The sequence below is a fragment of the Sinosporangium siamense genome (assembly GCF_016863435.1).
Lineage (GTDB): Bacteria > Actinomycetota > Actinomycetes > Streptosporangiales > Streptosporangiaceae > Sinosporangium > Sinosporangium siamense.
Window position 1 is genome coordinate 38,422 of the sequence record NZ_BOOW01000032.1, and the last position, 24,229, is coordinate 62,650.

16 protein-coding genes are annotated in these 24,229 nt (G+C 68.1%); 11 read left to right on the forward strand and 5 right to left on the reverse strand.

The window, feature by feature from the left end; translation table 11 throughout:
* Window positions 1-220 precede the first annotated feature (220 nt).
* The 10 genes from Ssi02_RS25310 (at window position 221) to Ssi02_RS25355 (ending at window position 18,370) form a co-directional block, all read left to right on the forward strand.
* Window positions 221-1,525, forward strand: coding sequence for an ABC transporter substrate-binding protein (locus Ssi02_RS25310; RefSeq protein WP_204029977.1), 1,305 nt, complete (start codon window positions 221-223; stop codon window positions 1,523-1,525).
* On the forward strand, window positions 1,522-2,262 hold the full coding sequence (locus Ssi02_RS25315; RefSeq protein ID WP_204029979.1) for an ABC transporter ATP-binding protein: 741 nt from the start codon (window positions 1,522-1,524) through the stop codon (window positions 2,260-2,262). Before Ssi02_RS25310 ends, Ssi02_RS25315 begins: the two co-directional genes overlap by 4 nt.
* The gene (locus Ssi02_RS25320; protein WP_204029981.1) at window positions 2,259-2,990 is read left to right on the forward strand and encodes an ABC transporter ATP-binding protein; all 732 of its coding nucleotides are present in this window, start codon (window positions 2,259-2,261) and stop codon (window positions 2,988-2,990) included. Before Ssi02_RS25315 ends, Ssi02_RS25320 begins: the two co-directional genes overlap by 4 nt.
* Entirely contained in the window at window positions 2,977-3,852 is an 876-nt protein-coding gene (locus Ssi02_RS25325) for a branched-chain amino acid ABC transporter permease (protein WP_204029983.1), read from the forward strand. Before Ssi02_RS25320 ends, Ssi02_RS25325 begins: the two co-directional genes overlap by 14 nt.
* Window positions 3,849-4,817: a branched-chain amino acid ABC transporter permease gene (locus Ssi02_RS25330; RefSeq protein WP_204029985.1), complete on the forward strand. Its 969-nt coding sequence runs from the start codon at window positions 3,849-3,851 to the stop codon at window positions 4,815-4,817. The genes Ssi02_RS25325 and Ssi02_RS25330 overlap by 4 nt, the downstream gene beginning before the upstream one ends.
* Window positions 4,814-6,139, forward strand: a complete 1,326-nt coding sequence (locus Ssi02_RS25335) for a M20/M25/M40 family metallo-hydrolase (RefSeq protein ID WP_204029986.1) — start codon at window positions 4,814-4,816, stop codon at window positions 6,137-6,139. Before Ssi02_RS25330 ends, Ssi02_RS25335 begins: the two co-directional genes overlap by 4 nt.
* 131 nt (window positions 6,140-6,270) lie before the next feature.
* Window positions 6,271-7,245: a MurR/RpiR family transcriptional regulator gene (locus Ssi02_RS25340; RefSeq protein WP_204029988.1), complete on the forward strand. Its 975-nt coding sequence runs from the start codon at window positions 6,271-6,273 to the stop codon at window positions 7,243-7,245.
* 330 nt (window positions 7,246-7,575) lie between these two features.
* Complete coding sequence (locus Ssi02_RS25345) at window positions 7,576-11,187, forward strand: carboxypeptidase regulatory-like domain-containing protein (protein ID WP_204029990.1); 3,612 nt, start codon at window positions 7,576-7,578, stop codon at window positions 11,185-11,187.
* 77 nt (window positions 11,188-11,264) lie between these two features.
* A complete protein-coding gene (locus Ssi02_RS25350) occupies window positions 11,265-14,792 on the forward strand; it encodes a S8 family serine peptidase (RefSeq protein ID WP_204029992.1) in 3,528 nt (1,175 codons plus the stop codon).
* Window positions 14,793-14,857: 65 nt separating this feature from the next.
* Window positions 14,858-18,370, forward strand: coding sequence for a S8 family serine peptidase (locus Ssi02_RS25355; RefSeq protein ID WP_204029994.1), 3,513 nt, complete (start codon window positions 14,858-14,860; stop codon window positions 18,368-18,370).
* A gap of 91 nt (window positions 18,371-18,461) precedes the next feature.
* Here the strand turns inward: Ssi02_RS25355 and Ssi02_RS25360 are convergent, their stop codons facing one another.
* The 3 genes from Ssi02_RS25360 to Ssi02_RS25370 all read right to left on the reverse strand — a co-directional run bounded on the left by Ssi02_RS25360 (window position 18,462) and on the right by Ssi02_RS25370 (window position 22,105).
* Window positions 18,462-19,151 carry a carbonic anhydrase family protein gene (locus Ssi02_RS25360; protein WP_204029996.1) on the reverse strand — a complete coding sequence of 230 codons (690 nt, stop codon included), beginning with the start codon at window positions 19,149-19,151 and terminating at the stop codon, window positions 18,462-18,464.
* Between the two features lie 853 nt (window positions 19,152-20,004).
* Complete coding sequence (locus Ssi02_RS25365; RefSeq protein WP_204029998.1) at window positions 20,005-20,424, reverse strand: nuclear transport factor 2 family protein; 420 nt, start codon at window positions 20,422-20,424, stop codon at window positions 20,005-20,007.
* A 550-nt stretch (window positions 20,425-20,974) separates the two neighbouring features.
* On the reverse strand, window positions 20,975-22,105 hold the full coding sequence (locus Ssi02_RS25370; protein WP_204029999.1) for a sensor histidine kinase: 1,131 nt from the start codon (window positions 22,103-22,105) through the stop codon (window positions 20,975-20,977).
* Between the two features lie 320 nt (window positions 22,106-22,425).
* On the opposite strand from Ssi02_RS25370, the gene Ssi02_RS25375 reads away from it, so the two are divergent.
* Entirely contained in the window at window positions 22,426-22,869 is a 444-nt protein-coding gene (locus Ssi02_RS25375; protein ID WP_239129637.1) for a DoxX family protein, read from the forward strand.
* 128 nt (window positions 22,870-22,997) lie between these two features.
* On the opposite strand, the gene Ssi02_RS25380 is transcribed toward Ssi02_RS25375, so the two are convergent.
* Together Ssi02_RS25380 and Ssi02_RS25385 are read right to left on the reverse strand one after the other, a co-directional pair.
* Window positions 22,998-23,354, reverse strand: coding sequence for a hypothetical protein (locus Ssi02_RS25380; RefSeq protein WP_204030001.1), 357 nt, complete (start codon window positions 23,352-23,354; stop codon window positions 22,998-23,000).
* Window positions 23,355-23,455: 101 nt separating this feature from the next.
* Window positions 23,456-24,079, reverse strand: a complete 624-nt coding sequence (locus Ssi02_RS25385; RefSeq protein WP_204030003.1) for a response regulator — start codon at window positions 24,077-24,079, stop codon at window positions 23,456-23,458.
* Window positions 24,080-24,229: the final 150 nt, after the last annotated feature.

Here is a 24,229-nt window from a genome sequence, read left to right on the forward strand (position 1 = left end):
GATGTGCCGTCGGAAGCGGGGCGGAACGCGTCTTCCGAGATCACAGCCGTGCCGCTCGGCTAGCGTAAGCAACAAACCTTTAATAGGTCTAGCCCTTGCGCTTATCTGCAACGTACATTTCAATCGTTCCAGTGACAGACCGTGGTGAGCTCCCGCGGTTGCCTGCGCGTGCCCCCCGCCGCGCCGGATCGACATCCCCCGACGCAGAGAGATCTTCACCATGGCCCCATCGCCGTCGGCGTCCGGAAGGACGCGACCACCCGCACGCACCCTCACCGCCCTTGTCCTCGCCGCCGTCGGGGCCTTGAGCGCCTGCTCCTCGTCCTCCTCCACCACCTCCACGGCGGGCGCGGAAGGCGGGGGCAAGGTCCTGGAGATCGGCCTGCTCGCCCCGCTGACCGGCCCATCCGCCTCCGACGGGCTCGGCATGAAGCAGGGCGCCGAGCTGGCCATCAAGCAGATCAACGATGCGGGCGGCGTCGCGGGCCACACGTTCAAGCTGAACACGGTCGACGTGCAGGGCCAGTCGAACGACGCGGTCACCAAGGGCGTGCAGACCCTCACCGACAACGAGAACGTGAAGGCCGTGGTCACGGGCTACGCCTCGACCTCCAACTTCGAGATCGACGAGTTCGCGGCGGCCGAGAAGCTCTACCTCATCGGCGGCAACACCGCCCAGACCCAGGGCATCATCCAGAAGAACCCCGCGAAATACCCCACCGTCTGGTCGATCACCCCCAACTACGACGCGTACGGCACGGAGCCCGTCGACCTGGCCGACAAATGGGCGGCCGAGGGCCTCTGGAAGCCGCGGAACAAGACCGCTTTCATCGTGCGCTCCGACAACCCCTACAGCGAGAGCATCGCCGACGGGCTCGTCAAGCAGTTCACGGCCAAGGGCTGGAAGATCGCCGGCCAGGAGAAGGTGCCGTTCGGCCCGGTGAACGACTGGGGCACGGTCATGGCGAAGATCCGCTCCGCCGACCCCGACTTCATCGTGAACACCGACTACCAGGTGGCCAACGAGGCCAGCTTCATGCAGCAGTTCCTGCAGAACCCCACCAAGTCCCTGGTCTTCCTGCAATACGGACCCAACCAGCCGCAGTTCTTCGAGCTCATGAAGAAGCAGGCCGACGGCGTGCTCTTCAACAACCTCGCCGGTCTCGTGCCCGCCGAGAACTACGAGCCCGCGATGAAGCTGCAGCAGGACTGGAAGGCCGCCTACGGCACCGACGCCGTCGACCCGCAGGGTGCGGTGACCTACGCCGAGGTCAAGCTCTACGCCGAGGCACTCGCCAAGGTGGGCGACCCCGACGACGTCGCCGGCATCGGCGCCTACATCGGCAAGAGCGACACCCAGCAGGCCACCGGCCGCGTCGTCTTCGACCAGGCCACCCACCTGGCCAAGCAGGGCGACGACTTCGTGCCGCTCCAGTCCTTCCAGTTCCAGGACCAGAAGAAGGTGCTGATCGCTCCGGACAAGTACAAGTCCGGCACCTTCCGGCTGCCCCCATGGATGAAATGACGTCCTCCGTGATCCTCGCGACCGACGAGGTCAGCAAGTCCTTCGGCAGCCTCAAGGCGGTCGACGGCGTCTCCATCGACGTGCGCCACGGCGAGGTCTTCGGCCTCGCCGGGCCCAACGGCGCCGGCAAGAGCACGCTGTTCAACCTCCTCACCGGCCTGCCGATCCGCCCCGACTCCGGCCGGGTGCTATTCAACGGCGTCGAGATCCAGCGCCGCTCACCACGCTGGATCGCCAAAGCCGGACTGAAACGCACCTTTCAGACCGAGGCCGTCTTCGAGTCCCTGACCGTGCGGGACAACCTGCGCGTCGGCTCCGCCTACGGCAGCCCCGGCCGCCCCGCACGCTGGAACAACGCCCGCTGCGAGGCGGCCCTGGCCGCGGTCGAACTCGGCTGCGACCCTGACCGCCCCGCCGCCGGCCTCTCCCTGCTCGACCGCAAACGGCTCATGATCGCCTGCGCCATGGTCAGCGAGCCCGCCGTACTCCTGCTTGACGAGCCCGCCGCCGGCCTCGACCCCGCCGACCAGGAGGCCCTCATCCGCCTGCTCACCACGATCCACGCCGGCGGCACCACCATGGTGATCATCGAGCACGTGTTGTCGGTGTTGTCGGCCCTCGCCTCCCGCATGGCCGTGCTCGACAGCGGCCGCGTCATCGTGACCGGCCGCCCGCAGGACGTGCTCGCCGACCCCCGCGTGGTCGAGGCCTACCTCGGACCGGGAGCCGCCCGATGAACGCCCTGCTCACCGTGGACAAGGTGGTCGCCGGCTACGGCCGCTCGGGCGTGCTGCGCGGCATCTCGCTGACCGTCGGCCCGGCCGAGTCCCTCGGCCTGCTCGGGCCCAACGGCCACGGCAAGACCACCCTGCTTCGGTGCGTGTCCGGCCTGCACCGCCCCACCTCCGGCACCATCGCCTTCGCCGGCCGCGACGCCCGCGGCGACACCCCAGGCGACCTGGTACGGCGGGGCCTCGTGCACGTGCCGCAGGGATCACGCCTGTTCCCCCAGTTGTCCGTGGAGGAGGCACTGCGGCTGGCCGGCACCGCGAGCGGGCACGGCAAAACCTGGCGCGACGGCATCGCCCAGGTCTTCGACGTCTTCCCCCGGCTCAAGGAACGCCGCCGCCAGCTCACCGGCACACTCAGCGGCGGCGAACGCCAGATGGCCGGCCTCGGCATGGGCCTCATGGCCCGCCCGAAACTGCTGATCCTCGACGAACCTACCCTCGGCCTCTCGCCCAAGGTCAAGCACGAGCTGAGCGAGTGCCTGGTCCGGGTGCGCGGCGAGGTCCCAGCGATGATCCTGGTCGACGGCGACATGGACCTCGTGCTCGACCTGACCGACCGCTACCACGTCGTCCTCCACGGCGATGTGGTGCACAGCGGCGACTCCGACACGAGCCGCACCCGCGACGAGATGATGTCGCTCTTCCTTGGAGGCACCGCCGATGAGCGGAATTAGCGTGATCCTGATGAGCACGCTCGTCCTCGGCGGGCTCTACCTGCTCATGGCGGCGGGACTGACACTGATCTGGTCGACGTTGCGCGTCTTCAACTTCGGCCACGGCGCCCTGCTGATGTTCGGCTCCTACCTCACCTGGAGCCTGCTCAACCAGGCCGGGCTGCCGCTCGTCGTCTCCATCCTGGGCGCCGTGCTCGCCATGGCGCTGATCGGCGCGGCATATGAGTTCCTGCTGGTCAGCCCGTTCATCAAACGGCCAGGCGGCGACATGACGGTGATGGTCGCCACCCTCGCCGCCACGATGCTGCTGCAAAGCGGCGCCCAGCTCATCTGGGGGCCCGAGATCAAGCAGCTGCCGCAGCTCGGCTCGGCCCGCATCGAGATCGCGGGCGCGGTGGCGCAGGGCACGCAGCTCGTCACCATCGTCCTGGCGCCGCTGCTCGTGGGAGTGCTCGCCTACGTGCTCAAACGGTCAAGCGTCGGCCTCGCCGTACGCGCCCTGGAGCAGAACCGGGACCACGCGCAGCTGCTCGGCATCGCGCCGCGCCGCGTCTACCTGGCGGTCGTCATGATCGCGGTGGGGCTCGCGACGGTGGCGGGGGCGCTGCTCGGCAGCATGCAGTTCATCTCACCCGCGATGGGCGCCGATCCGCTGCTGCGGGCCTTCGTCGTGCTGGCGTTCGGCGGGGCGGGCAGCCTGCCCGGCACCATCGCCGGGGCATATGCCATCGGCCTCCTCGAAGCCGTCACCACCTATCACTTCGGGCTCTCGTGGAGTCCGGTGCTCGTCTTCCTGGCGATGATCGTGATCATGCTGGTGCGGCCCGAGGGCCTGCTGCGCAGCCGGGTGAGGGCCGCATGAGAGCGCTCACCTGGGCCTCCTGGCCCGCCTTCGCCGTCGTCCTCGTGGTCCTGCCGCTGGTCTTCACCGATCCGGCGGCCAGGCTGCTGCTGATCCTGATGGCGATGTACGGCATGCTCGCGATGAGCTGGAACCTCACCTTGGGGTTCGCCGGCATCTTCAACTTCGCGCAGATCGGCTTCTTCGGCATCGGGGCCTACACCACGGGCATCCTGGTCACCAAGACCGGCGTCGAGCCCTGGCTCGCCATACCGATCTCCGGCGTCTCGGCGGTGCTGGCGTCCCTGGTGGCCTTCCTCCCCGTGCTCCGCCTCCGCGGCATCTACGTGGGCCTGGCCACCTATGTCTTCTCCCAGCTCTGCATCTATCTCGTGCTCGGCCAGGCCGGGCTCACCGGCGGCTCCAACGGCATCGTCGGTATCCCGCGGCTCACCCTCGGCGACACCAGCCTGCGGGCCGACGGGCGCATCGGCTATTACTACCTCGCCGCGGCGCTGCTGTTCGCGACCGTCGTGCTCGTCCGGCTGATCGTCAACTCCACCCTCGGCAAGTCGCTGCTGGCAATCCGCGACAACGAGACCCTCGCCGTCAGCCGCGGCGTCTCCCGCGTGCGCCAGCACCTGATCGTCTTCATGGCCGGCGCGGCGGTCGCGGGTGTCGCGGGCAGCTTCAACGCCTTCCTCAACGGAGTCGTCAGCACCGACATCTTCGGCTTCGGCTACCTCACCCTGCTTCTCAGCATGATCTTTCTCGGTGGCAGCGGCAGCGTCTACGGCCCCCTCATCGGAGCCGTCGTCGTCACCCTCGTGTCCGACTACCTCAGGGACGCCGGAGCCTGGCGCGACATCGTCATCGCCGCGCTCATCCTCGTCGTGCTCTGGATCGCCCCCAAGGGCCTGGCCGGCCTGAGCCGCCAGGCACTCGACCGGTGGGGCCGCCCCACCTCAGCAAGGGAGACATCGTGACAACGGACCCCAATGTCGTCGCCCGCGTCCTCGACGAAGTCGACCGCCTCACCGACCGGCTCGTCACCTCCCTCACGGACGCCATCGCCGTGCCGAGCATCAACCCGAAATATCCCGGTCAGGAATACGACAAGGTCGTCGGCGCAGAAGCCGATGCCAGCGCCCTCATGGCCGACCTTTACCGCGAAGCCGGCGCGGACGTCTCCCACGTGGTGGTCGAGAAGGGCCGCGACAACGCCTGCGGCATCGTGCGCGGCGCGGGCGGCGGCCGGTCGCTGCTGCTCAACGGCCACGTCGACGTCGTGCCGCCCGGCAAGCGGCACCTGTGGCAGAGCGACCCCTTCGCGGCCCGCGTCACCGACACCGCCGTGGTCGGCCGCGGTGCCACCGACATGAAAGGCGGTCTCGTCGCCGCCGCCTACGGCGCGCTCGCCCTCCGCCGCGCCGGCGTCACCCTCGCCGGCGACCTCGTGCTCCAGGCCGTCGTCGGCGAGGAGGTCGGCGACCACGAAGCGGGCACCACCGCCGTGCTGGAAGCCGGCTACACCGCCGACGCCGCCATCGTCTGCGAACCCACCGGCGCCGCCGGCACCCTGCCCGCCGCCGTGCCCGTCACCCCCGGGCTGCTGTGGTTCAGCATCAGCCTCGAAGGCAAAACCGCCCACTCCGGCCTGCGCGGCCTGACGGTGCACCCCACCCTCGAAGGCGACAGCCTCGGCGTCAACACCGTCGACAAATTCTGGATCGTCTATCAGGCGCTGCGCGGCCTCGAAGACGAATGGGCACGCCACAACCGGCATCCGCTTTTCCCGCCCGGCTATTTCAACCTGCTGCCAGGTGTGCTGCGGGCCAATCCTTCGGGCATCTTCGTGCCGTTCTTCCTGGCCGACGAGCTAACGGTCGAATATTGCGTCTACCACCACCCGGGGCGCTCCAACGAGGAGGTCATCGCGGAGATCGAGGAGCGCGTGCGCATCGCCTGCCAGGGCGACCCGTGGTTGCGGGAGCACCCTCCGGTGTTCGAGTGGAAACTGCTCTGGCCGCCGTATTCCCTTCCCGAGGGCGCGCCGCTTGAGGCGCACCTGCTCGACGCCCACACCACCGCCACCAGGGGAGAGGCGCCGCTGCGCAGCGGCTTCCTCGGCGTGTGCGACCTCACGTGGATGGACCGCAAGGGCATCGGCGGTCTCGCGTATGGCCCCGGCGTCGGCTACACCGCTCATGCGGAGAATGAATATGTGGAGATCGCCCAGCTTGTCCAGGCGGCCAAGACATATGCGCTGACCGCGATCAACTGGTGCGGGCTCTCCGGTGACTCCTGACACCGCGAAGTCCGGGCGCGGGCCATGGGGTCCGCGCCCAGTGGATCATGTCTCCGGACCTGCGGTGAGATGGCAGGATCGGGGCGAGAGCAAACGCCGCCGCCGCGGCCTGCGGTCGCGAAGGAGGCACCGTGGTCACCACGCCTGAGCCGAGTGGCGCCGTGCCTTCGCCGGCGGACGGGGCGCCTTCCCCCGCGAACGCGGCCGGGACATCGCCCGAGCCGCGGACCGTCGCCGCCCAATTGCGCGACATCCTTCCCAAACTTCCCAAGGCCGAGCAGCGCGTCGCCCGCGCCCTCCTCGCCGGATATCCCACCGCCGGCCTCGAACCCCTCGCCACCGTCGCCGGCCTCGCCCAGACCAGCCCCGCCACCGTGCTCCGCCTCGCCTACCGCCTCGGCTTCGAGGGCTACCCGGAGCTCCAGCAGACCCTCAAACGCGAGACCCAGCAGCGCTACTCTTCCCCGATAGCGCAATACGGCGAAGCCCCGGCCTTGGACGGCGGCGTCATCGCCCGCTCCCGCGCCGTCCTCCTCAACGCCACCGCCCAGACCTTCGACCAACTCCCCGAAGGGGAGCTCCTCAAGGCCGCCGCGCTCATCGCCGACCCCACCCGCCGCATCTCGGCCGCCGGGGGCCGCTTCAGCGGCATGCTCGCCCAATATCTCGTCGCCCACCTGCACCAACTGCGCCCCGGCACAGCCCACATCCCCGGCTCCAGCGCCGACCACGCCGCCTATCTGCTCGACGCGGGCCGCCGCGACGTGCTCGTCGTCTTCGACTACCGCCGCTACCAGCGGGAAACCATCACCTTCGCCCGCGAGGCGAGCGCACGCAACGCCAAGATCATCCTTTTCACCGACCCCTGGCTCTCCCCGGCCGCCGCCGTCGCGGACGTCGTGCTGCCCGCCCAGGTGACCTCACCCTCACCCTTCGACTCCCTCACCCCGGCCTTGGCGGTGATCGAGGCCCTGATCGCGGCCGTGGTCGAGGAGCTCGGCGAGGCGGGCCGGGAGCGGGTCGCCGAATACGACCAGCTGGCAGACGACGTGCTCCGTGAGGACGGCGACCTGTTCCCTTCGGCGGTGGGCAAGCAGGTCAAGTGAATCCCGGCCGGCAATGTTAACGCGGTGAGACCGTTCCATCACCGGCCGGCGCGGAGGCGGCCTGAATCCCGGATCGGGGGTGGAACGCCGCCGCGGGGATGTGGCATCGCCGCGTCCTGCCGGGCCAGTGGATTCGTTGATTAATCGAGGCGACCGGCTTCGCCCGGCGCCGGGAATCGATATTCGGAATTTATTGTCGAAGGCCTTTTTAAACGGTCCACGACTTGAAACGGTGATACGTTTAATCCACGATTCTGCGCATGACTTGTGAAGATCATTGTGCAGTGTCGTCGAGGGCGGTCCGATCCCGCTCGCGCTGAAGGAGTTCGTGTGCCGCACACCCCCCGGCGGTGGCGAACGATCCTGACGGGATCCGCTGTCGCTTTTACAATTCTGCTTCCCCCGGGGACGGCGAACGCCGTGCCGCCGCCCGGCCCGCAAAAGATCGACCAGGCTCTCCTGGCCGACTTGAGCAAAGGTGGTAAGACCCGCTTCCTGGTGCGCATGAAAGGCGGCGCGGACCTTGGCGCCGCGCGAAACACCGCCACCAAGGCCGGCAAAGGCGCGCGGGTTTATCAGGCCAAGACCGCGGCTGCCGCCTCGTCTCAGGCGAAGCTGCGCAGCCTTCTCAGCGGGCGCAAGGCGGACTTCACGCCCCTGTGGATCGTCAATGCGGTGCGGGTGGCGGGCGACGCCGGCCTGGCCGGCGAGATCGCCAAGCTTCCCGAGGTCGAGCGGATCGAGCCCGATTCGGTGCTGGAGAAGCCCCGGGGGAGGACCGCCGGACGGCCCGCCACGACACAGGCACAGGTCAACGGGGTCGAGTGGAACATCGACCGCATAGGCGCCCCCCAGGTGTGGAGCGAGTTCGGCACGCGGGGGGAGGGCGTCGTCGTCGGGAGCATCAGCTCCCTCGTGCAGTTCGACCATCCGGCGGTCGCGGCGCAATATCGCGGCAAGAAGGCCGACGGAAGTGTGGACCACAACTACAACAGGGTCGACTTCGGGGAATGCGGCAACACGAACTCCCCGGTGCCGTCCCGGTGCACCAACGTCACGTCCCTGGGCACCCCGCATATGGGGGTGATGGTCGGCGGCACGGCCACCGATCAGATCGGTGTCGCCCCCGGCGCGAAATGGATCAACGCCGCGGGGTGCGAGGGCACATACTGCTACACGAGCACCCTGCTGGAGGCGGGGCAGTGGATGCTCGCCCCCACCGACCTGCAGGGCCGCAACCCCCGCCCCGATCTGGCCCCCGACATCGTCAGCAACTCCTGGGGGCTGCCCGCGGGCCATCGACCCGGCGGCGGGCCCGGCTACAACCGGTTCTACAAGGAGATCGTCGACGCGTGGGTGGCGGCGGGCATCTTCCCCGCACTCGACATCGGCCTCAACTCGCGTGACTACGAGTGCGGCTCCAGTTACTCCCCCGGGCAATACACGGGCGGCTACGCCGCGGGAGCGTTCGGCCCCGACAATGTGGTTCCTCCCGCGGTCGGCCGCGGTCCCGGGGAGGACGGCGCGGCCAAGCCCGACATCGCGGCACCCGGGGTCGGCGTACGGTCGGCCCAACTCGGCGGTGGTTATCGCACATGGGCGGACACCTCCCTGGCCGCCGCACACGTGGCGGGCACCGTGGCGCTGATGTGGTCGGCCGCTCCCAGCCTCTACCGGGACATCCCCGCCACCCGCGCCCTGCTCGACCGCACCGCGATCGACGCCGAGGACACCAGCTGCGGCGGCACGGCGGCCAAGAACAACGTCTACGGCGAAGGCCGCCTCTCCGCCTACGCCGCCGTGCGCGACGCCCCACGCAGCGCCGTCGGCGCCCTCGGCGGCACGGTCGCCTCGGGCGGCGCGAAGGTCGCCGAAGCCCTGGTCACAGTGGGGAACCGTACGACTGTCACCGCGGCGGACGGCACCTATCGGTTCCCCCGGCTCGCGGTGGGCACACATCGGGTCATCGTGAAGAAGGCCGGATACGCGGAGGCGGGCGCGGGCGTCACCGTCACCGCGGGCGCGACGGTCACGCACGATGTGGAACTGCCGCCCGCGGCGGCCCGCACCGTCTCGGGAGTGGTCGGCCTGGAAGGCGTGCCCCAGGCGGGTGCGACGGTGCACCTGGCGGACACCCCGGTGAGCGCCGTCACCGACGCGGCCGGGGCATATCGGCTCTCCGTGGCCGACGGCGAGCACCGGCTGAAGGTCACCGTGCCCGGCGCGACATGTGCCGGCTCGGCGACGGTGCCGATCACGGTGGCCGGGGACCTGACGAAGGACATCGCCCTGCCACGCCGTACCGACGACTTCGGCTATGTCTGTGTGAGCGGCACGGAGCCGTATGTCGCCGGCACCGAGCGGCAGGCGGGTGCACCTAACGCGGCGCCGGTGGTGACGTTGCCGTTCGAATTCCCCTTCTACACAGGCTCCTACCGTAAGGCGACGCTTTCCTCCTCCGGTTTCTTGATCTTCGGGGAGCAGCCGGCGTTCTATTCGGTGGGAGGAAACGATCGTATTCCCACCAAACTCATTAGCTATCCCGCGATCTATCCCTTCTGGGATGACCTCGTGGTGGACGGTCAAGGCGGGATTTATACCGCCAGGGTGGGAACTGCCCCTGAGCGTAGTTACATCGTGGAGTGGCGCAATGTCGCCATCAGGGCCGATCTCACGAAACGTATCTCGTTTTCGCTGATCCTCGGAGAGAACGGCTCGATCGGTTTCCGCTACCGGGGCACCGCGGGCGGTCTCGCCGGTGGAGGCAGTGCGACGGTCGGCATGGAGGGGATGAGCACCATCCACTCCAACGGCTTCAAGGCCGGAGACAACAAGTCGTTCCTTTACTCCTACAACAAGCCGGTGCTCGCCGACGGCCGGAGCCTGACGTTCACCTCGGCAGGGCACGGGCTGATCGGCGGCACCGTCTCCAACGCCAACGACGGCCGCCCGCTGGCCGGGGCCACCGTCAAGATCGGTGACACCGTCACGGTCACCACCTCGGAGGACGGCGCCTACGCCGCCTACGCACCACCCGGCGAACAGCAGGTCACCGTATCCATGGAGCAATACGGCACGGTGACCCGGCGGGCCACCGTCGCCGTCGGCGAGCGCACGCCCCTGCACGTCCCCCTGGTGACCGGCAGGGTGAGCGCCGACAGGAGTTCGGTGGAGGTCGTCGTCCCCGGTGGGCAGACCCGCGCCGGCACGTTCACCCTCAGCAACCTGGGCACGGCGGCGAGCGCCTTCACCGTGGAGCACGACCGGACTCTGGGGTGGCTGAGCGTCTCCCCGGCGAGCGGCGAACTCGCCCCGGGCGCGTCCGCCACGATCACGGTCACGGGCAGCGCCGCGGGCCTGCAACCTGGCTCCTTCCGTACAGGCGAACTGGTGGTGACCTCCGCCAGCGCACGGAACCCGAAGATCCGCATCCCGGTGACCGCCGTCGTGCCGGGGCAGCGGATCGCCGTCGACGCGGGCGGCACCCGTGAGGTCACGGACGCGCTGGGGGACAGGTGGAGCGCCGACCGCGCCTACACCCCGGGCGGCTACGGATATATGGGAGCCCAGAGCGGCACACACACCGCCACCGGCACGATCCGCGGCACAGGCGAGCAGGAGCTGTTCAAAACCGCACGCGAATCGCTGCTGGAGTATCGCTTCGACAACCTGCCCAACGGCATCTACACGGTCGAGCTCGGCTTCGCCGAGACACGCGACAGGCGTCCGGGCGAGCGGATCTTCAGCGTCACCGCCGAAGGAGAACTCGCCGTCCCCATCCTCGACCTGGCCCAGGACGTCGGTGCCGGCACCGCCACCACCAGGACTTACACCGTGAAGGTCGCCGACGGCCAGCTCAACGTGCGTTTCGCCGCGCAACGCGGCGGCCCCGTCGTCAACGCCGTTCGTGTCACCGAGCGGCCCGACAAGACCACCCCTTAGACGAGCCCGCGGCCTCGCCCATGCTGTGAGCGAGGCCGTGGCGGGACACCCTCCCCCTTTTTAAAGGAGACCACGACGTGCCACGCTTTCCCAGGCGTTGGCGAACGGCCGTGATCGGCACCGCCGCTGTCTTAGCGCTGTCGCTTCAGTACGGTGTCGCCCAGGCCGCACCCCAACCGGGCAAGATCGACAGCGCCCTGTCGGCGGCTCTCGGCCAAGGGCCTGCGACGTTCCTCGTCCATCTGAAAGGCGGCGCCGATCTCAGCACGGCGGCCAAAGCCGCCACCAAGGACGACAAGGCCACACAGGTCTTCAAGGCGAAGACCACCCACGCCACACGTTCCCAGGCGGGTCTTCGCGACCTGCTCCGCAGTACGAAAGCGACGTTCACCCCGTTCTGGATCGTCAACGCGGTCAAGGTGACGGGCGACGCCGGCCTGGCCGCCTCGATCGCCAAGCTGCCGGAGGTCGAGCGGATCGAGCCCGACCGGGTCATCCCCCTGTGGCAACCGCTGAAAGGCAGGCAGCAGCCGAAGGTCGCCGGGGTCGAATGGAACCTCGACCGCATCGGCGCCCCGCGCGTCTGGAGTGAGTACGGCACACGCGGCGAAGGCGTGGTCGTCGCGAACATCGACAGCGGCGTGGAGTTCGACCACCCCGCGCTGGCCGCGCAATACCGGGGGAGGAAGACCGGCGGCGCCGTCGACCACACCTACAACTGGTTCGACGCGACCGCCGAATGCGCGGGCGGGACACCATGTGACGCCAACGGCCACGGCACCCACACGATGGGCACGATGGTCGGCGCGTCGGGTGCCGACACCGTCGGCGTCGCTCCCGGCGCCAAGTGGATGGCGGCCAAAGCATGCGGTCTGAGGAGCTGTGAGATGACCGCCCTGCTCGCCGCGGGGCAGTGGCTGATCGCGCCCACGGACCGGGACGGGCTCAATCCGCGCCCCGATCTGGCACCCGACATCGTGAACAACTCGTGGTCGGGCCCCACCGGTGACCCCTGGTATAGGTCCGTGGTCGACGCCTGGGTCGCCGCCGGGATCTTCCCCGCGTTCGCCAACGGCAACTCGGGCCCGGGGTGCTACAGCACCGGCTCTCCGGGACACGAGGCCGGCGCCTACAGCACGGGTGCATTTGACCTCAACAACCAGATCGCGGGCTTCTCCAGCCGGGGTCCCGGGGCCGACGGTCAGGTCAAGCCCGACATCGCCGCGCCAGGGGTGGATGTGCGTTCGTCCACACCTGGAGGTGGTTATGGACTCATGTCCGGCACCTCCATGGCCTCGCCCCACGTAGCCGGCACCGTGGCGCTGATGTGGTCGGCCTCTCCGGGGCTGAAAGGTGATGTCGGCACCACCAAGGGGCTGCTGGACCGGACCGCCGTGGACGTCGGCGACACCACATGCGGTGGCACCGCGACCAAGAACGGGGTCTGGGGAGAGGGCCGCCTCGACGCCTACGCCGCGGTGCGCGGCGCGCCCGGCGGAGAGGTCGGCGGCATCTCGGGCACGATCACCTCGGGTGGTGCACCGCTTGAGCTGGTGACCGTCACATTCGCCGGTCCCCTGGACCGGACCGTCGTCACCGGCAAGGACGGCACCTACACCCTGCCGCGCCTGCTCGCCGGCGACTATCGGGTCGGTGTGCGCCGAGCCGGATATAGCCAGGCCACCGCGACCGTCACCGTCACGGCCGGCCGTACCTCCGTGCACGACGTGGCGCTCACCGCCCAGCCTGTGCACACGGTGTCGGGGGTGGTCGCCACCGACATGGGACCCGAGGCGGGGGTCACGGTCAACGTGGCCGGCACCACGACAAGTGCCGTCACCGACGCCGCGGGGCGCTACAGCCTCTCGGTGGAGGGAGGCGAGCACAAACTTCGCGTCACTCCGCGCGTCGCCCGCTGTGCGGCGTCCATCACGGTGCCCATCTCGGTGCCGGTCACGGTGAACGGGGAGGTGAGCAAGGACATCACCGTGCCTCGCCGTACCGACTCCTTTGGATATGGGTGTGCCGTCGGCACCGACAGGTCCTTCCCTTCGGGGACTAACCGGCTTCCGGTCACTGTGCATGGGCAGCCCTCGGCGCCGTTCTCGCTGCCCTTCCGGTTCCCCTTCTACGACCAGGCCTACAGCGGGGGTCAGATCGGCTTCAACGGCTGGATGAGCTTCGCCGGCAACGGAGGATGGCGTGATTCCGCGCTTCCTTCACCCGGCGCGCCCAATGCTGCGATCTATCCACTGTGGGATGAGTTCCAAATGGACGAACGATCCGGGGTGTACACCGCGCTCCAGGGGAGCGCGCCCAGCCGGACGTTCATCGTGGAATGGCGCGACCTCTACTTCCACGCGGATCCGAGCAAGCGCGTGTCGTTCTCGGCGCTGCTCGGGGAGAACGGCTCGATCCGCTTCCACTATCGCGGCATCACCACCGGCGTCTCCACCGGAATCACCGGGACCGTGGGCATCGAGAACGCCGACGGCACCGGCGCCTTCCAGTTCTCCCACAACCAGGTGGCGCTCGCCGACGGCCAGACCCTGACCATCACCCCTGGCCGGCACGGGCTGCTCACCGGCACCGTCACCGACGCGGGCGACGGCAAACCCGTGGCGGGAGCCACCGTGAAGGCCGGCGACGCCATACTCACGACCGGGGAGGACGGGACCTACCTCGGCTACGCCCCCGTGGGCGACCAGCGAGTCGAGATCTCACGTGAGCACTACGGCACGACCACGCAGAACGCCACGGTGAGCCTCGGAGCCTGGACCCGCCTCGACGCGTCCCTGGTCACCGGCAGTGTGAGCGCCTCTGTGCGCGAGATCGACCTGACGCCGCCGACCGGCACCGCGGCGAGCCGCACCGTCACCCTCACCAACGTCGGCACGTCCGCTGCCGCCTTCACGGTCACCACCGCACCGGCCCGGGGCTGGCTCACCGCGACACCAGCGAACGGGCAGGTCGCCCCCGGCGCGTCGGTGGACGTGACGGTCGGCGTCAGCAGCGCCGGAGTGCAGCCCGGCACCTATCGCACCGGGAAAGTGGTGGTGCGATCGGCCAGCGGCCGGGCTCCGCAGGTGGAGATTCCGGTGACCATGGCGGTGCCCAAGTGGCAGACGGCGGTCGACGCGGGTGGCACACGCGAGATCGCCGACTCCTACGGTGACCGCTGGGTGGCCGACCGCGCCTATAGCCCGGGTGGTTACGGCTACATGGGAACACGAACCAAGGCCCTCACCACCACCAGGACGATTCGCGGCACCCGGGACGAGGCGCTGTTCAAGACCGCCCGCGAGGCGATGACCGAATATCGCTTCGACAACGTGCCTGTGGGCGTCTACACGGTCGAACTCGGCTTCGCCGAGACACGTACGGCACCGCCGGGCCGCCACGTCTTCGACGTCCTGGCCGAGGGACGGCTGGCCATGCCCATGCTCGACATCGCGCAGGAGGCCGGCGCCGACACCGCGACGGTGCGGCGCTACACCGTGAAGGTCGCCGACGGTCAGCTCAACCTGCGCTTCACCGCCCGCACCGGCACACCCATCGTGAACACCATCCGGATCACCGAGCGGCCCGACAAGACCGCCCCGTAGACCGGTGGGTCCGGGGGCTTGCCCCGGACCCACCTGCGGTCCGTCGCGCGCCAAGGAGATTGTCCATGTCACGCTTTCTTCGACGGTGGCGAGCGGTGCTCGTGGTCGCACTCGCCGCCGTCACCTTCCTCACCCCCCACGCGGTGGCCCAGGCCGCGCCCGACCCGGCCACGGGCAAGATCGATACGGCACTGGCCGCCAAACTGGCCAAAGGCTCCGTCTCCTTCCTCGTGCACCTGAAAGGCGAGGCCGATCTCCGTGCGGCGACCGCCGGCGCCACGACGAAGGCCGACAAGGCGACGCGGGTCTTCACCGCCAAGACGGCACACGCCGAGACCACCCAGCGCACCTTGCGGACCCTGCTCACCACGCGCAAGGCGGAGTTCACCCCCTTCTGGATCGTCAACACGGTCAAAGTCACTGGTGACGCCGACCTGGCGGCCGACATCGCGGCCCTGCCCGAGGTGCGGCGTGTCGAACTCGATCGCACCATCCCCGCGCCGAAGGCGGCACCGGGCGAGCGGATGCCCAAGGTCAACGCCGTCGAGTGGAACATCGACCGCGTCGGCGCCCCGCGCGTGTGGAGTGAGTACGGCACACGCGGCGAAGGCATCGTCGTCGCCAACATCGACAGCGGCGTGCAGGTCGACCATCCCGCCCTCGCCGCGCAATATCGGGGCCGGAAGGCCGACGGCACCGTCGACGACAACTACAACTGGTTCGACGTCCGCCGGCATTGCCGGACGAGCTCTCCCTGCGACCTCAACGGCCACGGCACCCACACGATGGGCATCATGGTGGGCGACTCCATCGGCGTGGCGCCGGGAGCGAAATGGATCGCGGCCAACGCCTGCTCGTGGGGGTGCGACTGGAGCGCGCTGCTAGAGGCCGGACAGTGGATGGTCGCCCCGACCGACCTCAACGGGCGAAATCCCCGCCCCGACCTCGCGCCCCACATCGTCAACAACTCGTGGAGCTCTCTGGAGTTCCACACCTTCTACACCCAGGTGGTCGCCACCTGGGTGTCCGCCGGAATCTTCCCCGTGTTCAGCCAGGGCAACGCCGGGCCGAAGTGCAACACCGGCGGATCCCCGTCGGCCGACCCCAACGTCTACAGCGTCGGCGCGTTCGACGCCGGCAACCGGATCGCGGAGTCCTCCAGCCGCGGAGTGGGGGACCGCGGCGAGATCAAGCCCGATGGCGCCGCACCGGGCGTCAATGTGCGCTCGTCCGTGCCGGGGAGCGAATATCACGTATTGTCCGGCACCTCGATGGCGGCGCCCCACGCCGCGGGCATCGTCGCGCTGCTGTGGTCCGCCGCACCGGGCCTGAGCAGGGATATCCCCGGCACCCGAGACATGCTCGCCCGCAACGCGATCGACGTCGACGACACCTCATGCGGCGGCACCGCGGCCAGGAACAACGTATGGGGCGAGGGGCGCCTCGACGCCAACCGCCTGCTGTCGGACGCCCCCACCGGCCCGACCGGCGGCCTCGCCGGCACCGTCACCTCGGGCGGCACCCCAGTCGCCCAAGCGGAGATCACTGTCACCGGGCCCCTGAACCGCACGCTGGTGACGGGGGCGAACGGCGCCTTCGCTCTGCCGTACCTCAAGACCGGCACCTATCAGGTCGCGGTCCGGGCCCTCGGGTACGGCGAAGCCACCGCATCCATCACCGTGGCGGCCGATCAGACGCACAGGCACGAGGTGTCGCTCCAGGCGCTGGCCACACATCCTGTGACGGGAACCGCCACGGCCGAGGGGGGAGGACCGGAGGCAGGGGCGGTGGTGAGCGTGACCGGAACCTCGGCGAGCACGGTCACCGATGCGGCGGGACGCTATCGGCTGGCGATGCCGGTGGGGGACTTCGAACTGCGGGTCACCCCGCGGCGCCAGAGTTGTGCGGGACCGGTGTCGGTGCCGGTCGCGGTGCGGGCGGCGACGGTGCAGGACATCACGGTGCCCCGTCGTCTCGACGCGTTCGGCTACAGCTGTGTGAGCGGGCGTGAGCCCTATGTCGCGGGGACCAGCAAGGTCACGTTCGCGAGCGAATTTCTGGGCGCACCGGTGGAGCTGCCGTTTCCGATCGTGCACTATGGCGAGACCTATTACGGGAAAGCCTGGGTCCACGGCGGCGGCTGGTTGAGCTTCGTCGGCCATGGCGGTGGCGATGAGAATCGTCCACTGCCCTACCCGGGAGAGCCCAACGGGTCGATCATGCCCTTCTGGGACGCGCTGAAGGTAGACGACAGCGCCGGTGTCTACACCGCTACCGTCGGCACGGCTCCCAAACGGTTCTTCGTGGTGGAATGGCGCAACGTCGCCTTCGCGGCGGACCGTAGCAAGCGGGTCTCGTTCTCCGCGCTCATCGGTGAGGACAGCTCGATCAGCTTCCGCTATCGCGGTGTCACCCACGACATGGCCACCGCCGGCGGCGCCACCATCGGCATCGAGAACGGCAAAGGCGACGGGGCCTTTCAATACTCGTTCGACACGGGTTCCCTTACCGACGGGCAGAGCCTGACCTTCTCCACCGACCGCCATGGCTTTCTCAGCGGCACGGTCACCGACGCCAACGACGGCAGCCCCCTCGCGGGAGCCACGGTGAAGGTGGGTGAGGTGACGACCAGGACAATCGACGACGGCACTTACATCGCACAGGTGCCCGTCGGAGATCAGCAGGTCACGATGTCGAAGGAGAACTACGGTTCCCTCACCCAGCCCGCGACCGTCAGCGCCCGGGCTCACGCATATCTCGACGCGGCTCTGATCACCGGGAAAATCAGTGCCTCCGCCCCGGAACTCGACCTGGTGATGCCGGCGGACGCCACCCGGACGGGCACACTCGTGCTCACCAACACGGGCACGTCCCGCGCCGCCTACAGCCTTCAGGTCCCGCAGAGCCAGGAGTGGCTGAGCGTGTCACCGGCGGCCGGCGAACTCGCCCCCGGCGCCTCGGCCACGGTGACCGTCACCGCGCGAAGCACCGGCCTGCCCGCCGGGGCGGTGCGCACCGAGCGTGTGCTGCTGCGCTCGGCCAGTGGCCGCGTGCCGGAGATGAGCATTCCCGTGACCATGGTGATTCCCAGGGTGCGCATCGCCCTGGACGCCGGAAGCCCCCGAGAGACGGTCGACTCTCTTGGGGAGCGGTGGAGCGCCGACCGTGCCCACACGGCGGGCGGCAGCGGCTACCTCGCTCCGCGGAACAGGACCCGGACCACCTCCCGGGCCATCAAGGACACCGCCGACCAGGAGCTGTTCAGGACCGCTCGCGAGTCGATGTCGGAGTATCGCTTCGACAATCTGCCGGTCGGGTTCTACACGGTCGAACTCGGCTTCGCCGAAACCGGCTGGGCGCGTCCGGAACAGCGGGTCGTCGACGTTTATGCCGAGGGGGAGATCGCTGTACCGGCCCTGGATCTCGCTCAGGAGGTGGGGATCCGTACCGCTACCGTTCGTAGCTATACGGTGAAGGTTTTGGACGGTCAACTCAATATGCGGTTCACCGCTCGTAAGGGAAGGCCGATTCTCAGTTCCATCCGGGTCTCGGAGCGGCCTGACAAGCTTACTCCGTAGCCTCTCCGCCGGCCTGCGACCGAGCACGGAAACCGTCCCTCCGGCAGCCGATATGCCGGAGGGACGGTTTGTTAAGTGGACTTTGATGCGACTATGGAGTTTCGGAGAAGGTGGGGGTCGCGGCGGTGAGGGGCTTGGCGTTGAATTGGGGGCCGGACCATCTGCTTCTGAGCATGGTCAGAGTGGTGGGGGTGATTGTCTGCCGCTGCTTGAAGATGACGAACTGCACCGGATACCAATAGTCGGAGCCGCCATGAGTCTCAGGTGTCGTCTTCGATCCGACATAGCGCCACGAACCCGCCTGTGCAGGGGACGCCGGCTGTGTGGGAATCAGTCCGCGCAGGTTGACGTTCCTGTTGATTGCGGGGTCGCATTCGTTGGGCGGCGTGACCAGCAGGTCGTCATGTGCGGAGTTGGTGGGGCTCGGGGAGTTGTTGACGTCGAGGAGCACCACGAGGACGAGAAGGTCGTGTGCTCCGCCGGGGCCCTGGTGCAAGAGGTGTGCTTCGACAGCCGGGTAATCGGGCTGGTTGTCCTGCTTGTGTTCGCCCTTGGCGTGATAGTGGATGTTCTTGAGCTCGTAAGTGTTTCCGTTCCAGCTGACCTGGCGCTCGGAAACGGGGAAGCTCACTGGAACGCCCCGGATATCCTCTTCAAAGTGAGTGGAGAGGCACGTCCCCTTGTTCTCGTGGGTGACGTCGAAGGTCCTGTTGCCGGTGGCATAATTGACATAGAGCGTGTCCGTGCTGGTGCCGCCGGCCGGGGTCGTGTCAATTTCCACGGGGCTGACGTTGAGATATGCGAAAGAGGAAGCAGTGGTGGTGGTTGGCGCGACCGTTAAGGCTGCGGTGAGGGCGAGGAGAGCACCTATCGCCATGGGGACGCGTTTGGGAGCCATTGCAGCCCTTTCCTGATGAAGGCGCTTTCTTGGAAAGCGCCGACGAAAGTGCGGAATCGGAGTGGGATCAGGGAGATGACGGCTGCGGTCGACCGACGATATGCACGTTAATTCTCGGATGTCCCAATGTCTATTGGTGGTAGATGTCCTATTTAGGACATGTCCTATAGAGGACGTGGTAAAGTGACGGATACATCACGCTGGGTGATGTTGGAAGCCTGAATTTCCGGATAGGGGAAATTTGGTCGGACATAAAGGGTTTTAGTTCACCCTGGGCGGCGGTCCGTATTCACTCGCCGAGTGTGATCGGCTCTCACGCACTGTCACGATTTATGGAAGCGTGTGGGAGCGAGTCCACAAGTGCATCTCCTCGCTCCGCCGATCGGCACTGCCGGCTCGGCTGAACCGTTCGCGAAGGAGCTCGGCGTGCCGATCCGCCGAGGCGAGAGCGCTCGTCCGGTCCTTGGCCACGGCGGAGATCAGGCCGTGGACAGCGGAGTCGAACGGCTCCTCGGTCGTTGGGGCGGCAGCCGGCACGAGAAGGCCCGCCGGAACGGTCGGCCAGGCGTTCGCGCGGGTGAGAGGCAACGAGGCCTGGGGGCGCTGTTCGCGTAGGCGGAGGCCGCCGGCCACTCCCCGGATCAGGCAGTCGATCGCGACGTGGCCGCGCGCGGCGGCCCAGCTGATCTCCGGGAGGCTTACCGGGGTGGTCTAACTCGCTCTGACCGGTGGTGGGTCACGGGCGGTGGATCTGTGCGGGGGCGCGGTATGAAGGGGCCATTCCCAGGGCCACACACCACAGGTCGCCGCAGCGGGCCACTACGAGGATCTCCGAGTAGGCACCCTTGGTGCCCTTGCCGCGCAGGCGGGCGGAGACCCCGTCGGGGGTCGCGTCGCTGGTGAGGTCAGCGGAGGTGATGGCGATGTTCTGGCCTCCGTGGGTGGCGAGCCTGCGGGCTATGTCTGACTCCGCGTCGTTGCCGGGGGGAGCCAGTTGCCGGAGGGCATGCGGGTCGCGAGCGTTGAGGCCGGCGACGTATGCGTCCACGGCGGCCTTGGCGGTGGGGCGTCCCGACGGGTCGGACTGTGTGCATCCGCCGAGCAAGGCCAGGGTGAGCAGGCCTAGGGCCATCCATCGCAGATCTATATGGTTCATGAGGGTAGCCCCATTCGCGCAAGTATGTAACAACGGGTGGAATTGTTTCCACCGGGTTACATCGCCTGTTGCGAGCAACCCTCATACTATGCCGTGTTGAGCCGGACTCAGAATCCTGCGGGTGCTGACCGGTCGCCGAATGGAGCCTTGTGTGCGCTGAGCGTGAATTTCGGCACGGTTGGTGATCGCGAGAATACGGCTAAGGGCTTGTTGTGAGTGGCGGCCGGGGTGATGCTTGAAATGCAGACTGCCAGTGTATCTGCAGGTGGCTGCGTGTATGCTGATCGATTGGGCCCATGGTGCCGTCTTGGTCGATGTCGAATTGCAACATATCGAACGAGCACTCCCTTTGAAGGGGCTGTCGGCACCTGGGGAGTGGAAAACATGCCAAACTTGTGGGCTCGATGCCGTAGTTGAAAACGGAGCAACGTTCCCATGATGGGAGGGTGATTGTGGACGGCCTCCGCGATAAAGGCCCCCGTCTTGTGTGTGGCCGGTCGCTTTACCGCATCCCCCGCCGAAATTCGGGCCGTTCGCAGTGGGAGGCTCGTTAAACCACGGCTGCCATGCCGCGTGCCTTGATCGGGACGCAGACCGCGACCACCGTCCCCTCACCAGGTGCGCTGTCCACGGTCGCCGTGCCGCCCATGGCCTTGGCGCGTTCGTGAATCGCGCGCAAGCCGTACCCCCTGTTGCGTCCGGGGCGAGGGCGGGTGGGGTCGAAGCCGATGCCGTTGTCGCAGATGTCGAGGGTGACGGTGTCGGGGAGGTAGGTGAGGGTGATGACGACGGTGGTGGCGTGGGCGTGTTCGACGGTGTTGGCGAGGGCGCCTTGGGCGATGCGGAGGAGTTCGGTTTCGGTGGCCGGGTCGAGGGGGTTCGGGGTGCCTTCGATTCTCAGTTTGGCCTGCGGGTGGATTTTGCGGATCGCGTCGGGGAGGGAGCGGCCGTCGAGGGCGGGCGGGGTGAGGTCGTGCACGAAACGGCGGGCCTCGGCGAGGTTCTCCCGGGCCGCCGCCGCGGCCTGGCGCACGTGGGCACGGGCCTTTTCTGGGGAGTCCGCCCATTCCTGATCGGCGGCGCTGAGCAGCATGTGCATGCTGGACAGGCCCTGGGCGAGCGTGTCGTGGATTTCACGGGACAGGCGCACACGCTCCTGGAGCATGCCCGCGGCGCGTTCGGATTCGGCCAGGGCGTCCTGGGCGCGGATCAGGTCGTCGATGAGCTGTTGCCGGCGGGCGTTCTCACGGTCGAGACGGCGATAGTTGAACATGCTCATGACGGCTATCGCCACAGGCGCCAAAGCGGGACTGGGATCCCAGTTGCTTCTCGCGTTGATCTCGCTGACCACCGCGGCGACCAGCGTGAGATAGGCCACCACGGGGATGGCATATTTCATGGGAAGCACGTTCCACGCCACGAAGAACAGCGGCACGGCGCACCAGCTGAAACACGCGGTGTCGGTGCTGAGCGCGGTGAAGTTGGCCACCAGCGCGCCCAGCCAGACCCACCGCTGCCATCCGGGCTTCGCCCACAACATCCCCATCAGGTAGACCACGGCGAACAGCACGACCAGCGCAGCCTTGTACGCCGGGATGGCGCCGTTCATCGCCGTCACCCGCGCGATCGACGCCGCCAAGGTGGCGAAGAATCCCAGGTGCACCAGGCGTTCGAAGTTCATTTCGAAGATCGCTGGCCGTCGCAGAGAAATGACGCTCATGCTGCTCCTGGCTTTCCGTGGGTTTCCTCAAGTATTGCCTAGCGGCATCGGCGGGAAAGCGGGTCATCCTTTCGGATGATTGCCGGTCATCCGTCCTTGCGAACCGCCGGGCGCGCCCGCCGGAGAGGCTGGAGCCGACACACCAGAACAACTCCCGGGCCGTGCCCCCCGCCGGCCCGGGGGAGCAACCGGGCCCACTCCGGCGTGCGGCTGGGCGGACCGACCTCCTGCCCAGCCGCACAGCTCCTCCCGGGATCCAAAGACCCGGAAGGCGAGCACAGATGAGGAGAGAACAGATGCTCGACCAGGCGCGCCCTTACGCATTGCTCATCGGCCGAGTGACGGTGGGAGTGGTCTTCCTCGTCCACGGTCTGCAGAAGTTCCTCGACAACGGCATCTCCGGGGTCACCGCGTTCTTCACCCAGATGGGCGTGCCCCTCCCGAGCCTGGCGGCCCCCGCCGTCGCCACCCTTGAGGTCGTCGGCGGCATCGCTCTCATCGTGGGCGCCGGGCTTCCCTTCGTGGGGGTGCTGCTCGCGCTGCAAATGCTCGGCGCGATTTTCTTCGTGCACGGCGGCAACGGGTTCATCGTGGCGGACGGCGGTTACGAGTTCGTCCTCACCCTCGCCGCGGCCAGCCTCATGATCGCTTTCAGCGGCGGCGGGGCGTTCGCCGTCGACAACATCTGGCAGCGCAAGCGCACCAGCGCACACGTGACGGCCTAGGCCCCACGGGAGCGGCGCCCCACGACCCGGCTTCGCCGTACATAGGGGTCTCGTGGGTGGAGACGAATGCCACGCGAGACCTTCGCGCCAAGCCCCCGCGCAATTACGAGCGCGAGGGCTTGGAGTGTTCAGAGGGTGTTGTTCACACGGTCGGGAAGCTGGGCGAGAAACTCGGTGAGCGCGTCCGCCGATCCCATTTCCACAGGCTGTGGATAAACCTGTCGGTTCAGCATGGGGTCGCTGACATGCAGATCGGATATGTGGAGGAAACGGTAGGGGAACGGATCGGGTGCCGGAGTCAGGGTGAACGTCACGATGTCCTCGGTCGCGCGGACATACCCCGCATCCACCACCCGCGACGCATCGCTGAGCGCGCCCGCCATTCCGGAGAACACCTTGCGCAACACTTCCGGCGGGCCGTCGTCGGGGGAGACCTCGTCGAGCAATTGCCGTTCGGCGGGGAGGGACTGGCGGGCGAGGCGCACTTTCAAATCCGAAAACCGCGCATCCCCGGGAACTGGCAGAACCGGATCACCGATCCCACCGAACTCCCCGACCGGTCCGCCGGCTCCGTGTCCGCCGGTTGTCAGCTGAGGCGGATCAGCCGGCGGTCCACCGCGCAGCGCACGGCCGCCGTACGGCTGTCGACCCCGAGCTTGTCGTAGACATGCGCGAGGTGGGTTTTGACCGTCGCCTCACTGATGAACATCGCCTTGCTGATCTCGCGATTGGATTTCCCCGCCGCGAGCAGCTCCAGAATCTCGATCTCCCGCCCACTGAGCGCGAGTTGCGGACTGCGGTAGCGCTGCACCAGCCGGGAGGCGACCGGCGGGGAAAGCGCGGTCTCCCCGGTGGCGGCGGTGCGGAGAGCGGCGAACAGTTCCTCGGGCGGCGACTCCTTGAGAAGATAACCGCTCACCCCCGCCTCCATCGCCCGCAGGATGTCGGCGTCGGAGTCATAGGTGGTCAGCACAACCACCTTGGGGGCGTCCGGGAGAGCCATGATGCGCCGGGTGGCCTCCAGGCCGTCGATTCCGCCGCCCATTTGAATGTCCATCAGGACGAGGTCCGGCGTTAGCCATGCGGCCTGCCGTACGGCTTCCTCCCCGTCCGCCGCCTCCCCGATCACGGTGAACTCGCCCTGCGCCGACAACATCGCCGCGAGGCCGGCGCGGACAACCGGGTGGTCGTCGACCAGGAGGATTCTCATACAGCCTTCGTAACATCGCCTGCTGCCATCGGCGTCATCCATTCGGATGAGCGAGCCCGCGGGGGCGCCCAGACGGCAGGTCGTCGGGCATCCTCCGTCTTCGCAAAGACGACCCCTCCGAACCCTGCCCCTGAACCCGTTCCCGCTCGC